Genomic DNA, 13,823 nt, shown 5'->3' on the forward strand with positions numbered 1-13,823 from the left:
GCTCAATTCACGGTCCCGTGCGCTCGATTGATGACGCAATGGCCTCGGACTGAATGCCATCATGTTGGCGGACGGCTCGACCATCGCAAACCTGCTGACCGAACGCGGCGGGCCCTGACCGGGCATCGTCGCGGTCTCATTGAGCTGTGGAGCGTCATTGGCAGGCGGTCAGCATTGTGTTTCTGTATGCCGTCGCCAATCCAACGCCAATCACGCTCGGCCCATCTCGAATTCACGCGCGCACGCTGCCCCGTGCCTCAAGGCGTGCCCGGCTGGAAAGCTCAGGCAAGAACCGCAACGCGACGTGTCGGACCAAAGTCCAAACCCCCATTTACGCCACCCCGCTCAACCGCGATACTCCCTTGTCGACCCTTACAGCGGATCTCTCTTCATGATTCTCATGACTCAGTCGCTGCAACTGCGTGATCATCAAACGTGCGCGCCGGCCATCGCAACGAAGGCCATGCCGGGCCCCGACCACCATGCGTGAACCCTCCCGCCCCGAAGTCCCGCACGAACCCCTTACGGCCTACTACCCCGACGAATCCAATCGCCGCACCTGGCTGCGCGGCATGTTCGACCGCACCGCGAGCGACTACGACGCGATTGAACGCGCGATGGCTTTGGGTTCCGGCCCGTGGTATCGCAACCGTGCGTTGCGCTCGGCGGGCCTCAGGCGCGGCATGCGTGTGCTCGATGTCGGCATGGGAACGGGTCTCGTCACAAAGGAGGCCGTCGCGATCACCGGCGACGCAGCGCTCGTCACCGGCGTCGATCCCAGTCCGGGCATGGTCGGCCACGCGCAGTTGCCGGTTGGCGTGGAGACGCGCATCGGCAGTGCCGAACAGTTGCCGTGCGATGACGCCTCGTATGACTTCCTGAGCATGGGCTTCGCGCTGCGTCACGTCAGCGACCTTTCCTGTGTGTTCGATGAATACGCGCGCGTGCTCGCGCCGGGCGGCCGCCTGTGCGTGCTTGAAATCACGCGCCCCGAACATGGCCTGGGCCTCGCGGCGCTGAAGTTCTACATGCGCGGCGTGGTGCCGCTGATCGCGCGAGTCGTGGGGAAGAAGGGGGAGAGCGTCGAGCTGATGCGCTACTACTGGGACAGCATCGAAGCCTGTGTGCCGCCTGCGACCGTACTGGCAGCGATCCGCGGCGCGGGTTTTATCGACGTGCGCCGCGAGGTGGAACTCGGCATCTTCTCAGCCTATTGCGCAGTAAAGCCAGCGACCTGACCCGCATCGAGAATCACAGCAGCGCGGCCGCTCAACAGCGGCCGCCCGGCGCATTGCACGCTGAAGCGATACAGCACGGTGTTCTCATCCCCACCGATACGCTCAGCCTCGATATCGAGCGGCGCGTCCAGCGCGTCGAGCCGATCGACGAACATCTCCACGCCGCGCACGCTCGTCAGCAGCCCGGCGCGCGGACGCTGCCCGTGCTCCGTCCCGACCAGCGCACCGTGCGTCGCCATGGCCTGCGCCGCGTATTCGATGCCGCACACCGACGCGAGCCGGTCCTTGAAGCGCAACGGGTTATCGGTGGCAAGGTGGCTCGTCGCCGTGCAGCGGATGCGCTCCGCATCCCATGCCACGACGGACTCCAGCAAGCACATCGCGCCGTCGTGCGGAATGCGCGCCGCAATATCGTCGCGGTTCAAGGTTTGAGCAGCAGTCAACATATCGATTCGACCGCCACGGCAAGCGGCGTGTCGTCGAGATAGTCGAGCACCACGCTCGCGGTCCGCGAGGCGGCGATCGCTTCGAGCAAAGGCAACGCCCGCGCCGCCGGATTCGACGTGCGCAGCGCTTCCAGCGCGACATCGGCGAGCGCGGACACGGACCCGGGCGCCGCGCACAGCCGCGCCTCGATGCACGCCAGCGAGCGCTCGCTCCGCTGCGGCGCGAGCACGAGCGCAACGCCGAAGGCATCGTCGATCGGCCGCACGCTGCGCAACGGTTCCGGGTAATCCGTGTCGTAGGCGACGAGCAGGGTCGCCACGCCATCGACGCTCACTTGCGCGAGGCCCTCCAGCAGCCCCGCCGCGAAGCTGCCGTCGTACGCGCACAGCACGTTCGACGCCGCCATCGCGCGCGTCGCGATGCTCCAGTAGCCGGCCGGCGCGTTGTGTACCGAATTGTGGAAGCGGGTCGGCGAGAGTTGCGGCTCGTCGCTCGCGAGGGTTTCGCAGATCGCGTGAAAATTGCCGCCATCGCCGCCGGATGCCGCGAACACGGCCGCGAGCGTCGCGGCGTCGCGGCCGCTCTGCGCCACCGCTTCATGCGCGGCGGCGAGCGCTGCGCGCACCACCGGCCCCGTTCTCCGACGTTCGGCGGACGGCAGCCCGGCTGGCGCGGGCAGCGCAGTCCGGGCGGCGTGCAGGGCGGCGCGATGCGTCAGCACCTCCGCGGCCTGCGGCCAGTCCGCGAGCCCCGGCCCGATCACCCCGATCCCTTCGATATACGCGCGCAGCGGAATCATGCCGATCCCCCTTCTCGCGCGCCCACTCCAAACACCAGGCTGCAATTGGTGCCGCCAAAACCGAACGAGTTGGACAGCACCGCGCCCAGCGGCGCGTGGCGCGTCGCCGTCACGTAATCGAGACCGAGCGCCGGGTCCGGTTCGGTCGTGTTCGCGCCCGCCGGGATCATCTGATGCCGAAGCGCCAGCGCCGCAATGACGGCTTCGAGCGCGCCCGCCGCGCCGAGCGTATGCCCCGTCGCGCCCTTGGTGGAACTGCACGGCACGCGGTCGAACACGCTGTTCATCGCGAGGCTTTCGGCGGCGTCGTTGCTCGGCGTCGCGGTGCCGTGCAGGTTCACATAACCGATGTCGCGCGCATCGAGCCCGGCGCTCGCCAGCGCCTGTTCCATCGCCATGCGCGCGCCGAGACCCTCCGGATGCGGCGAGGACATATGATGCGCATCGCTCGTTTCCCCGATGCCCAGGAAGCGGATCGCTTGAGCGCCGGCCTCGGGGGTATCGCGTTCCAGCAGCCCGAAGGCCGCCGCTTCGCCGATGTTGATGCCGTTGCGATGCAGATCGAACGGCCTGCACGGTCCCGGCGCAAGCAGTTCGAGCGAGTTGAAGCCATAGAGCGTGGTGAGACACAGCGTATCGACGCCGCCCACCACGGCCACGTCGATGAGGCCGGTATCGAGCATGCGCCGCGCCGACCCGAACACCTTCGCTCCCGACGAGCACGCCGACGATACCGACACCGCCGGCCCGCGCACGCCGAAATACGCGCGCACGAAGGCGGCGAGAGAGAACGGATTGTGGGTGGCCGCGTAGTTGAAGTCGGCGGGCAGCGCGCCGGTGAGCGGGTCGCGGCGCTGATAGGCGAGTTCGGTTTCGAGGATGCCCGCCGTGCTCGTGCCCATGAACACGCCGACGCGCGCCGTGCCCACCCGCGCGATGGCTTCCCGCACGCGCGCATCGAAGGCGTCCTGCGTCAGCGCGATTTGCGCGAGCCGGTTGTTGCGGCAGTCGAATACGGACAGATCAGCGCGGACGGGTTCGTCCTCGATGCCGGCGACACGGCCGGTGTACGTATTGAGATCGGCCCCGTCGAAGTCACATGGGGCGAGTCCGCCGCGTCCCTCGACGAGCGCGGCGCGCGTCGCCTCGAGGCCGCGTCCCGCGCAACTCGTGGCGGTGAAGTGCGTCAGCAGAAAAGGGTTCACTACGAGCTCGGGCATTCAGAATTCGATGAATTGTAACAAACGCCCCGTCGTGAGCCGGGCGGCGCTCAGCGTTGGAGGCGGGCGATCATCAGGCGATTCGCCTCGTGCGCGCCGTCGCCCATCGGACGCGTCGTCACGTGAAAACCCAGCGCATCGAGCAGGGCCAGCCATTGCGCCTCGCTGCGGCAGGTGAGGCCGTTCGCGCGGCCGGAGCGCGCAATCTGCATGCCGAAATCGACGGCGCGATCGAGGCCCGCCCGCCAGCCGGCGGCCGCGTCGCTGACGCGCAGCAGCAGCACGCCGTCCGCCGCGAGACTTGCGCGGATGCGGCGCAGGATCGATTCCTGGGCGTCGGCATCGACGTAATGCAGCACGTCGCACGCGACGATCACGTCCGCTGGCGGAAACGGCGCGGCGCGGATGTCGTCGCAGACGAACTGCACGCGCGTCTGATGCGCCCGCAAGCCGATGCGCGCACGTTCGATATCGCGCGGCGTCAGCTCGATGCCATGCAGCGAGCCCAACAGCGGCGGCGCGGGCCAATGTCTGGGCCATGTACCGGGAGCGCCATCGCGATGCCATGCATGCGCGGCCATCAGCCACGCGGCCAGCAGACCCTGGCCGCTGCCGAGATCGAGAATGCGCGCGCCGTCCGGAATCAGGCTGTGCGCGAGCAGGTGGCCGAAGAACGGATCGTGCCGCAGCTTGGCGGCCGCGAAATGCCACGCGAAGCGCCCTGCGGCGCGAAAGGGACGACGGGCTGTCTCGATGAGCTCGGCCGGGACCATGCGGGACTCGATGAACGATGGGCCCGTGCAGTCTACGCGATCGCCTCGCGCAAGGTGACGGTCGCGAGGCCGCGTGCGATGGCGGCGTGCATGACCGATGGGCCCGTGCGATCTACGCGATCGCCTCGCGCAAGGTGACGGTCACGAGGCCGCGCGTGGCGGCGGCGTGCATGACCGATAGGCCCGTGCGGTCTATGCAATCGCGGCGCGCAAGGTGACGGTCGCGATGCGCGTGCGATGGCGGCGTGCATGACCGATGGGCCCGTGCGGTCTATGCAATCGCGTCGCGCAAGGTGACGGTCGCGATGCCGCGTGGGATGGCGGCGTGCATGACCGATGGGCTCGTGCGATCTACGCGATCGCCTCGCACAAGGTGACCGTCGCGAGGCCGCGCGCGATGGCGTGCATGACCGATGGGCTCGTGCGATCTACGCGATCGCCTCGCACAAGGTGACCGTCGCGAGGCCGCGCGCGATGGCGGCGTGCATGACCAATGGGCCCGTGCGATCTACGCGATCGCCTCGCGCAAGATGACCGTCGCGATGCCGCGCACGATGGCGGCGTGCATGACCAATGAGCCCGTGCGATCTACCCAATCGCCTCGCGCAAGGTGACGGTCGCCAAGCCGCGCCCGGCGGCGGCGCGGAGCACGGTATCGAGCGTGGCGAGGATGACCGGTGCGCCGGACGCATCGCGGGCCGCGTGGCCATCGTGCAGCAGCAGGATGTCGCGCGGTGCGAAACCGTCCAGCAGCCGGCGCGCGACGAGCGCCGCGTCGCCGGTGCGGGTGTCGAAGCCGCGCCGCGTCCAGCTGGCGAGATGCAGGCCGAGGCGGCACAGCACCGGCTCCAGGAACGGATTGCGCAAGCCGGCCGGGGCGCGGAAAAACAGCGGCCGCGTGCCTGCGATCTCGCCCAGCGTGTCCTGCGCGGCTTCGATCTCGCTTCGCATCGCGCGCGGCCCCAGCAGCGAAAAATCATGCCGATGCCGCTGGCTGTGGTTCTCCACCGCATGCCCGCGCGCGACGATCTCCCGCACGATGCCCGGATGTTCGCGCGCCCGTTCGCCGATGCAGAAGAAGGTCGCGCGGGCGTGATGCCGGTCGAGCAGGTCGAGCACGCGCGGCGTGACGTCAGGAGAAGGCCCGTCGTCGATGGTGATCGCCACGCACGCGCCGGCCGTGTCCGGCAGTGTCGTCCAGTTGTGGCCGAGCAGCGTGCTGCGCGGCCAGAGTCCCGCCGCCGTCAGCGCCAGATGCGAGGCCACGACGCCGCCCGCCGCCCAAGGCCAGCTTGCGGGCGCGGCCAGCAGCGCCGCCAGCGCGCCCGCATGCACGGCTGCCGCGCCGCCGACGAGCGGCGCAGGCCGCCAGCGGCGCGCCTGCCCAGGCGGTGCAATCCGAAAACTCATCGCCGGGACTCCGGACGCGGCGCGAGAATCGCCGAGAACAGCAGCGCGAGAATCGCGCCGGGGCCGACCGTGAGCCCGAAGGTTTCGAGCATCGACACATGGGACAGCGCAAGCAGGCCGAAGCCTAGCACCGTCGCCAGATTGGCAATCAACAGCGAGACGAGCGTCTGCGGCGAAACGGCGCCGCGGTCGCCGTGTGCCCGGTAATTGAAGAACAACGCGTAGTTCGAGCCGACCGCGACAATCAGCAGCATGCCGATCAAATGCAAAATCGTCAGCGCCTTGCCCGCCGCCGCCAGCCCGGCGATCACGACGATCACCGCCGCCACCAGCGGCGCCAGCGTGCGGGCCGCGCGCACCGGCGAGCGCAGCGCGAGCACGAGCAGCACGACAATCGCCGCGAAGCCGCCCAGCGAGAGCCGGATGTCCTCGTGCACATAGTTCTGGTAGAGCCGGTCGGCCTCGGCTTTCATATCGACGAACAGCGCGTCCGGCACGTGCGCCTCCGCCAGCGCCGCGCGAATCCGCTGCGCCTGCAGGTCCGATTCCGCGGCGGCGCGCAGCGGCAGCATCGCGGTCCAGCGGCCGTCGTGTCCGGTGAGGAGCGAATCGACGGCCAGCGCCATCGACGTGCCTTGCAGGTCGGCGCGCCGCAATGGCGGCTGGGTGCGGGCCGTGTCGACATCGGCGATGAACGGCTCGAACACCTCCGGCCTGATGCGGATGGTCTGCTCGCGCAACGCGGCGGCGAGCCGCGTGCGCAGCGTGTCGGCGGGCGGCAGGCTCGCGATGCGCGCGCGCTGCGCGGCCTCGCTCGGCAGGTAGCGCGCGGGGCTTTCGAAGCCTGCGATCACGCGTGCATCGACGAGCGGCTGCAAGCGGCGCGCGACCATCTCCGCGCGTTCGAGCGCTGCCTGCTCCGTCGCCGCCGACACCACCACGAGATAACGCACGTCCGGCGCACCGACATCCGCGCGCAGGCGGGCATCGAGATCCTGGCTGGCCTTCGGCACCGGACTCAGTGCCGCGAGTTCCTGGCTCCACAGGCCGTGGCGCTGCATCAGCAGCACGGCGAGCGCGGCGACCAGCAGCACCGCAAGCGCGCCGCGCAGCTTCGAGGCGCGCGCCGCGCCGCGCGCGAGCAGGTTGCCGAGGCGCGAGACATCGCGGATCGCGAAGCCGGCCGGCAGCAGATAGGGCAGCACGAAACGCGTGACGATGCCCGCCGTCGCCAGGCCGACGATCGAATACAGCCCGAGCTGCACGAGGCCCGGAAAGCCCGAGAAGAGCATCGACGCGTAGCCGCAGATCGACGTCAGCACGCCCAGGCGGATGGTCGGCCAGAAGCCCGCGACCCAGTCCTTGAGCGACTCGCGCCGGCCGCCGAAACGCATGCCGGCCGATTGCACGAAGAGGTAGATGGAATAGTCGACGGCCTCGCCGATCAGCGTCGTGCCGAAGCCCAGCGTCAGTCCATGCACCGTGCCGAACACGAGGCTCACGGCGGCGACCCCGGCCGCGACGCCTGTCAGCACCGGCATCAGGCCGAGCAGCAGGGTAGGCAGCGAGCGGTACACGGCCAGCAGCAACACGACGATCAACGCGATGCTCGCCGCCGACAGCCAGCGTACCTCGCGCATGATGGTGTCGCGGGTTTCGACGGCGAACACGCCCGGTCCCGTCAGCAGCAGCCGATACGGCGACGCCGCCGGCGCAGCCTTTTGGAAAGCGTCGCGCAGGGCGCCGAGCGCGGCGGCCTGCGCGTCGGTGTCGGAGCCGGCCGCTGAAGTCTGCGCGAGCAGCACGGCGCGCCGGCCGTCGCGCGAGGCCCATGCGCCATCTTGCAGCGGCGGCTGCGCGCTGCTGTCGAGCTGACTCACGAGCGCGGTGACTTCGCCGGTCGGATCGTGCGGCAGCAGGTCTTTCGCCATCATGCCCGCCGACGATTCCAGCAGGTCGAGGCTGCCCGCCAGCGCATCCTTCAATCCTGTCTCGCTGAAACGCTCGGGCGTGACATCGGGACTCAATTGATAGCGATGCTCGAACACGAAGCGCTCGTCGCGCGCTTGCGCGACCGGCTCGCCGTTGTGAATCGCGGAGAAACGCGGGTCTTCGCGCAGCGTGCCCGCCAGCTTGCGCGACACCTCGGCGCGCCCGGCCGCGTCGCCGCCCTCGATGCCGACGAGAATCAGCCGCGACACCAGCCCGTCGCGCAGTTGCTCGACCAGCACGCGTTGCTGTTCGCTCGGCGTGCGCGGCAGGAAAGCGGAGAGATCGGCGGAAAACTGCGTGCGCGCAATCACGCCCGCGCATGCCGCGAGCAAACACAGCCAGAGGATCACGGCGGGCTGGCGCAGCACCCGCCACACCGCGACGAGGCCGCGCGCGCCCGAGGACATCGGCGTCAGTGGGAGGAGGCGTCTTGCAGGCGCATCAGCGAATGATCGCCGTCGGCCTGCCTGATCTCGACCCGTGCCAGCGCCGCGCCGGTTCCGGCCAGCGTGATCTCGCTGACTTTCTTCTGCATGCGCGAATCGATCGGCACGAGTGTCAGCGTCCAGTCGTTGCCCTTGCCCGTTACCGACACCCGGTACGCCTGTTCCAGCGCGAAGCGATTGCCGGCGAGCGTCGCGCGAATGCTTTCGATGAACGCGCCCAGCTCCGGGTAATTGCGCAGCGGAATGGTGACGGTATGGCCGTTGCGATCGACGGTGAGCATGTCGCCATCGACGACCAGGTTCTCAGGCTTCGGACTGACCGTGTGCTTTTCCAGATGATCCGGCGCGACGAACACCAGTTCGCCCGACGATTCGAGCGGCTCCTGCGCGATCTTCAAATAGCGCGTCTCCGTGAAATGTGCGCGGCCCGACTTCTTCGCGCCGAGCGTGTTCATCAGGCGGTCGAGCGTCCATGCGGAAGCGGGTGCGTCGGCGGCGGTGGCGAGTGAGGAAGCGCCGCACACCAGCGCAGCGGTCAGGGCCGCGATCAAAACTCGCATAAGCTCAGGAATCCCGTGCGACTTCCGGCACGCAGGCGTCGGACGCCTTGGCCGCGCGGGCCGCGCGCTGCGGCGCGGACGCCGCATTGGCCTGCCAGAAGTCGAAATAGTTGAACCAGTTGTACGGCGCCGCCCGGCAGTACTTCTCCAGCAGGGCCACGTAACGCGTGAGCGCGGCATCGACGGCGGCGGCGCGCTCGCCGCGCTCCACCTTGGAGAAATCGGCAAGCGTTTCGAAGTGGATATCGTAGCGATTGCCGCCGAGATACAGCCCCGTCATGAAAACGACCGGCCGCCTCAGCACCGCGGCCATGTGCAGCGGGCCGAGCGGAAACGCGGCGGGCGCGCCGAGGAAATCGCGTTCCTTGAGCGTGTCGCCGGCCTCGCGCAGCGTGCGGTCCGCCAGGATGCCGACCAGGCTGCCCGCGTCGAGCCGCTCGCGCACCTTGAGCATCGCGTCCACCTTGCCGAGGCCGATTACGTCGTGATGCGCGGCGGGATTCACGGCGGCGAGGATCGCGTTGATCTTGCGCGCGTTCTCCTCGTACATCGTGATGGCGATTCGAATGTGCGGCTGTGCCCGGCCAATGGCCCGCACCACCTCGAAGCTGCCGAGATGCGCGCCCATCAGGAACGCGCCGCCGCCGTCCGCGAGCGCGGCCTCGACGTCCGCGACGCCGTGGGTGCGGATGTCGAACAGGTCGAAGCGTTCGTTGAGCAGGTAGATGCGGTCGTGAATCGTCGAGGCGAACGAGAACACATGCCGATAACCGTCGCGCCAGCCTGCATGGCGCCCGAGCGCCCGGTTCAGATAGCCACGCGATGCGCGACGCGCCGCCGGGGAAAACAGCACGAAATAGGCGGTGATGAGCCGCAGCAGCACGCGCCCGGCGCGGCGGCCGAAGCGCAGCGATATCCACGTCATGAAGCGCAGCAACGCAAAGTTGCTGCGTTCCTGGCGCTCGGCCCAGTCGTCGCGATTCATGCGGGCGCGCTTCATGTCGGTCACGGCGCGGAAGGTGCGGACGGTGCGGTGAGCGAGCCGCTCGCCACCGCACGCGCGCCCGCGCGGATCGTGAAGCGGATCGCGCCGCTCGCCGCCGTTTCATACGCGACGTCCAGCGCCTCGCCCGGCGCTACCGGGCTCAGAAACTTGGCCGAATCGATCCGGCAGGCGTCGAAACGCTGTCCGAGCGCGCTGCCGAGCGCATCGAGCGCGTGATCGAGCAGCACGACGCCCGGCACGATCGGACGCCCCGGAAAGTGCCCGGCAAGCGCTGGATGGCCAGGCGGCACGGAAAACGACAGCGCCGCGCGCCGCTCGCGTTCCTGTGCGACGAGTTGCGTCAGCACGTCGCGCGGCAGCTTGCCGGTGGCGTTGCGCGGCAGCGAATCGAAGAACAGCAGCGGACGCGGCATGAACGCGGCGTCGATGCGTTCGCGCAGCGCGCGCTGCAACTCGGCCGCGTCGAGCTCCGGCGCGACCACGAGGGCCATCAGGCGGCGCACGGGTTCGTCGTCACTATGGGTGTCGTCGGGCATGTGGAACACGCCGTCGATGACGCCCGGGATCGCATTCAGCTGATGATTCAGGTAAGCCAGGGACGTGCGCTTGCCCGCGATGTTGATCAGGTCCGCGCGCCGTCCGTGCAGCAGGAAAAACGCGCCGTCGATGAGTTCGAGCGCGTCGCCCATCGGCACCGGCGTCTCGACGTGTCCGCCCGAGGCCCACATGGTGGTGTCGCCGTTGTCATCGGCGCGCGGCGTCAGCGTGACATCGGGGAACAATTCCCACGCCGCTCCGCGCGAGGTGCGGCGCGTCGCGATCTGGCCGGTTTCCGTGCTGCCGTAGATTTCCATCAGCGGCGCGGCGAGCCGTGCTTCGGCGTCCAGCGCCAGTTTCTCGGAAAGCGGTGCGGTGGCGGACAACACCAGTGCGGCGGGCGGCAGCGGCGCTTCATTCGCGAACAGTGCGCGCAGGTGAATGGGCGAACTCACCAGCACGCGCGGTTCGGGCACGGCGGCGAGTTCGGCGCGGATATCGACGGGATAGAACGGCTGGCGGTTGCTGAACGCAAGGCCGCCGAGCAGCGCGAGCAGCACGGTCGATTCGAAACCGTACATGTGCTGCGGCGGCACCGTGCCCACCAGCGTGGCGGGCGTGCCGTCGAGCAGACCGAGGCGCGCCGCCGCCGCGCGCACGTTCTTCACCAGGAAGCCCCAGGTCTTGCGATGCGGCACCGGCGCGCCGGTCGAGCCCGACGTGAACACATAGGCCGCGACGCGCGCGCCGTCGATCATCGGCACGTCGGCATCGCTGTCGTCGGCGGGCGCGGCGTCTTCCGGATAGCGCATGCGCGGCAGGTCGATCGCGCAGTCGTCGCTGTCGTGAAGGCAGAACGCGTCCGGCGCGAACGACGCCAGTGCGCGCACCATTTCGGGCGTGTGTGTGGACGGCAGCAGGCTGATGCGGCCCGATATCAGCGTCGCGCACAGGCTCACGGTGAAGCGGTAGCGGTCGGCGCAGACATTGAACACATGCCCGCCCTCGGGCAGCGCGGCGGCCACGCGGCGCACGTCGGCGAGGAACGCGCGGACGCTGACGGGCGTACCGTCGCGCCAGGCGAGCGTCTGATCGGGCGATGCGTGAAAAACCAGCGGAAAGGTCTGCATGAGTAACGGGCCCGGCGGGATCATGGCGCGCCGCGGCGCATCTGCGTGGACTGGGAATACGCGTGGACGGCGTCCATGATGCTCGACGGCTTCATGCCCGGCAGCGCGATGCGTCTGCACGCATATTCGACGACAAACATCAGTCCGACGAGCGGCAGCGCGAGATAGTTCGCGAACGTCGACCACGTGACGATGGACGCGCACGCGAACAGCACGGTGGAAACCAGCGCGGTGGCGCTGAAGAACAGCGTCCAAGCCAGCGTGACATGGCGGGTGTAGCGCATGACGCGCGGCTCGATCCGGCCGTGGACCAGCGTGGCGAACTGGGTGCAGAGCGGCTCGCGGCCGGCCGTGAGCGTACGCCCGAAGGTCCAGGCGAGCGCCAGGTTGAAGCCCGCGTGCTCGATCCACAGGCCCCAGCCGAAGTGATCGACGAGCGGTGCGCGTCCGAGCCACAGCGCCACGCCGGCCAGCGCCCAGAGCGGCAGCAGCCAGGCGCGCGCCCTGGAACGCGCGGCGGCGTTGAGAAGAATCAGCGCGAGCGGTGCAAGAACGAGCGCCAGTCCGATGCCGTGCGCGCCCGGCGTAGACACCGCGTAATGCGCGGCGCACTGGTACGCGACGATGCCGGCCACGACGCCCGCCGTGCGCAGGACGCGGGCGGCCTTCACCGGCCGGACTCCGGCGAGGGCGGCATCGCAAGCACCATCGGCAGCGAGCAGGCTCGCGGAAGAAAAAGAGTACGCACCATGAATTGCGGCTGCGGCGTTGTCGAAAACGCCCGTTTGTTGAACAAAAATGCGGCAGTCGCCTGCCTGACGCTTATTTTCTCGTGCGGGTGCGCGCCCGGTCTGTAACCGATTGTTCGATGCTCTTACAACCGTCGGACGGGCCGGATTCTACCCTACGGCCACCCGCGCCCGGCCCCGCATGGAAATCACTGATTCTTCTCAGAAATTTCGTGTAGGGAGCTGCCGCACGAGCAGTTACCTTTCCTACTAGGCGTCCCAAGGGGCTTCGTCTAGAATTTCGCGAACCGCAATTATCTCGAAATCAGGCCGCGGGAAGCGTGCGCAAGCGCGCGGGGCATCACCGCCGGGCGGCCTTTGGCGCGTTTTTTCGCGCCGCTCTGTCAATACGATGAACGAACTGGAAAGAGAGCTGGCCGAGCTGATCGTCGCCGATTTGAATCTCGAAGACGTCGATCCCAAGGCCGTATCGGCCGACACGCGCTTGTATGAAGAAGGTTTCGGGCTCGATTCCATCGACATTCTCGAGATCGCGCTGCTGATCTCGAAAAAATACGGGTTCGAGCTGCGCTCGGACAATCCCGACAACCAGAAGATTTTCGCCAGCCTGGGCGCGCTCGCGGCACACGTCGCCGCGCATCGCACGCGCTAGGCCGCGTCCCGGCCCCCAGCCTTTGGCACGGGCGCCTTCACGCGGCTGAAATCCAGGGCGTCGAGACTGGACGGCGCAATCAACCAGCGGAGTGCAATCGATGACACAAGCCGAGCCATGCGCGCGCTCGTGACGGGCGGCAGCGGCGCCATTGGACAGGCCATCAGCCGGACGCTGGCTGCCGCGGGGCACGAAGTCTGGGTCCACGCGCACGGCGGCATCGGGCGGGCCGAAGAGTGCGTGCAGGCGATTCGCGCGGCGGGCGGCACGGCGCAGGCCATCGCCTTCGACGTGACCGACCCCGACGCCGCCCAGCAGGCCGTCGAACGCATCCTGGCGGACGGGCCGGTGCAGATCCTGGTGAACAACGCCGGCATCCATGACGACGCGCCGATGGCCGGCATGACGCGCCAGCAATGGAAACGCGTCCTCGACGTCACGCTCGACGGCTTCTTCAACGTCACCCAGCCCCTGCTCCTGCCGATGATCCGCACGCGTCACGGACGGATCGTCAATCTGTCGTCGGTGGCGGGGTTGATGGGCAATCGCGGGCAGGTCAACTATGCGGCGGCGAAGGCCGGGCTGATCGGCGCGACGCGGGCGCTGGCGCAGGAACTGGCGTCGCGCGGCATCACGGTCAATGCCGTGGCGCCCGGCGTCATCGATTCGCCGATGCTCGGTGCAGCTTTTCCGCCCGAGCGCATCAAGCAGCTGGTGCCAGCGCAGCGCGCGGGCACGGCGGAGGAAGTCGCGGGCATGGTCGCGTACCTGGTGTCGGACGCGGCGGCCTATGTCACCGGGCAAGTGTTGTCGATCAATGGCGGGATCGCCTGAAGCGGCGCATCCGGCAAAACGAGACCAAAA

At 68.7% G+C, this 13,823-nt stretch carries 13 protein-coding genes; 3 read left to right on the forward strand and 10 right to left on the reverse strand.

All coding sequences use genetic code 11. From position 1 onward, the window contains the following. Positions 1-482 precede the first annotated feature (482 nt). A complete protein-coding gene (locus QCE88_RS26065; protein ID WP_309907749.1) occupies positions 483-1,238 on the forward strand; it encodes a class I SAM-dependent methyltransferase in 756 nt (251 codons plus the stop codon). Here the strand turns inward: QCE88_RS26065 and QCE88_RS26070 are convergent. From QCE88_RS26070 to QCE88_RS26115, 10 genes are all read right to left on the reverse strand, one after another. After that, positions 1,211-1,684 (reverse strand): hotdog family protein, encoded by a 474-nt coding sequence (locus QCE88_RS26070; RefSeq protein ID WP_309907751.1) that lies wholly within the window; start codon positions 1,682-1,684, stop codon positions 1,211-1,213. The genes QCE88_RS26065 and QCE88_RS26070 overlap by 28 nt on opposite strands. Beyond that, a complete protein-coding gene (locus tag QCE88_RS26075; RefSeq protein ID WP_309907753.1) occupies positions 1,678-2,484 on the reverse strand; it encodes a beta-ketoacyl synthase chain length factor in 807 nt (268 codons plus the stop codon). Before QCE88_RS26075 ends, QCE88_RS26070 begins: the two co-directional genes overlap by 7 nt. Further along, a complete protein-coding gene (locus QCE88_RS26080) occupies positions 2,481-3,689 on the reverse strand; it encodes a beta-ketoacyl-[acyl-carrier-protein] synthase family protein (RefSeq protein WP_309908774.1) in 1,209 nt (402 codons plus the stop codon). Before QCE88_RS26080 ends, QCE88_RS26075 begins: the two co-directional genes overlap by 4 nt. 65 nt (positions 3,690-3,754) lie before the next feature. Then, the gene (locus QCE88_RS26085; RefSeq protein ID WP_309907755.1) at positions 3,755-4,477 is read right to left on the reverse strand and encodes a class I SAM-dependent methyltransferase; all 723 of its coding nucleotides are present in this window, start codon (positions 4,475-4,477) and stop codon (positions 3,755-3,757) included. A 588-nt stretch (positions 4,478-5,065) separates the two neighbouring features. Next, a complete protein-coding gene (locus QCE88_RS26090) occupies positions 5,066-5,887 on the reverse strand; it encodes a polysaccharide deacetylase family protein (RefSeq protein WP_309907757.1) in 822 nt (273 codons plus the stop codon). Next, positions 5,884-8,286, reverse strand: a complete 2,403-nt coding sequence (locus QCE88_RS26095) for an MMPL family transporter (RefSeq protein WP_309907759.1) — start codon at positions 8,284-8,286, stop codon at positions 5,884-5,886. Before QCE88_RS26095 ends, QCE88_RS26090 begins: the two co-directional genes overlap by 4 nt. 5 nt (positions 8,287-8,291) lie before the next feature. Continuing rightward, positions 8,292-8,885, reverse strand: a complete 594-nt coding sequence (locus QCE88_RS26100; RefSeq protein ID WP_309907762.1) for an outer membrane lipoprotein carrier protein LolA — start codon at positions 8,883-8,885, stop codon at positions 8,292-8,294. A gap of 4 nt (positions 8,886-8,889) precedes the next feature. After that, complete coding sequence (locus QCE88_RS26105; RefSeq protein ID WP_309908775.1) at positions 8,890-9,870, reverse strand: acyl-CoA synthetase; 981 nt, start codon at positions 9,868-9,870, stop codon at positions 8,890-8,892. Positions 9,871-9,890: 20 nt separating this feature from the next. Continuing rightward, positions 9,891-11,558: an AMP-binding protein gene (locus QCE88_RS26110; protein WP_309907764.1), complete on the reverse strand. Its 1,668-nt coding sequence runs from the start codon at positions 11,556-11,558 to the stop codon at positions 9,891-9,893. A 20-nt stretch (positions 11,559-11,578) separates the two neighbouring features. Next, entirely contained in the window at positions 11,579-12,229 is a 651-nt protein-coding gene (locus QCE88_RS26115; protein ID WP_309907767.1) for a hypothetical protein, read from the reverse strand. A gap of 469 nt (positions 12,230-12,698) precedes the next feature. Here QCE88_RS26115 and QCE88_RS26120 point away from each other — a divergent pair, with 469 nt between their 5' ends. Then, complete coding sequence (locus QCE88_RS26120) at positions 12,699-12,959, forward strand: phosphopantetheine-binding protein (protein WP_309907769.1); 261 nt, start codon at positions 12,699-12,701, stop codon at positions 12,957-12,959. A 117-nt stretch (positions 12,960-13,076) separates the two neighbouring features. Further along, a complete protein-coding gene (gene fabG / locus QCE88_RS26125; RefSeq protein WP_309907771.1) occupies positions 13,077-13,793 on the forward strand; it encodes a 3-oxoacyl-ACP reductase FabG in 717 nt (238 codons plus the stop codon). The last annotated feature ends 30 nt before the right edge of the window (positions 13,794-13,823 follow it).

This window comes from Caballeronia sp. LZ035 (assembly GCF_031451175.1).
Classification (GTDB): Bacteria; Pseudomonadota; Gammaproteobacteria; order Burkholderiales; family Burkholderiaceae; genus Caballeronia.

What these genes read in the sequence shown, in the direction of transcription:
- QCE88_RS26065 (WP_309907749.1), top strand. Translation starts at nt 483, where the DNA reads ATGCGTGAACCCTCCCGCCCCGAAGTCCCGCACGAACCCCTTACGGCC.
- QCE88_RS26070 (WP_309907751.1), bottom strand. Translation starts at nt 1,684, where the DNA reads ATGTTGACTGCTGCTCAAACCTTGAACCGCGACGATATTGCGGCGCGC.
- QCE88_RS26075 (WP_309907753.1), bottom strand. Translation starts at nt 2,484, where the DNA reads ATGATTCCGCTGCGCGCGTATATCGAAGGGATCGGGGTGATCGGGCCG.
- QCE88_RS26085 (WP_309907755.1), bottom strand. Translation starts at nt 4,477, where the DNA reads ATGGTCCCGGCCGAGCTCATCGAGACAGCCCGTCGTCCCTTTCGCGCC.
- QCE88_RS26090 (WP_309907757.1), bottom strand. Translation starts at nt 5,887, where the DNA reads ATGAGTTTTCGGATTGCACCGCCTGGGCAGGCGCGCCGCTGGCGGCCT.
- QCE88_RS26095 (WP_309907759.1), bottom strand. Translation starts at nt 8,286, where the DNA reads ATGTCCTCGGGCGCGCGCGGCCTCGTCGCGGTGTGGCGGGTGCTGCGC.
- QCE88_RS26100 (WP_309907762.1), bottom strand. Translation starts at nt 8,885, where the DNA reads ATGCGAGTTTTGATCGCGGCCCTGACCGCTGCGCTGGTGTGCGGCGCT.
- QCE88_RS26105 (WP_309908775.1), bottom strand. Translation starts at nt 9,870, where the DNA reads ATGAATCGCGACGACTGGGCCGAGCGCCAGGAACGCAGCAACTTTGCG.
- QCE88_RS26110 (WP_309907764.1), bottom strand. Translation starts at nt 11,558, where the DNA reads ATGCAGACCTTTCCGCTGGTTTTTCACGCATCGCCCGATCAGACGCTC.
- QCE88_RS26120 (WP_309907769.1), top strand. Translation starts at nt 12,699, where the DNA reads ATGAACGAACTGGAAAGAGAGCTGGCCGAGCTGATCGTCGCCGATTTG.
- fabG (WP_309907771.1), top strand. Translation starts at nt 13,077, where the DNA reads ATGCGCGCGCTCGTGACGGGCGGCAGCGGCGCCATTGGACAGGCCATC.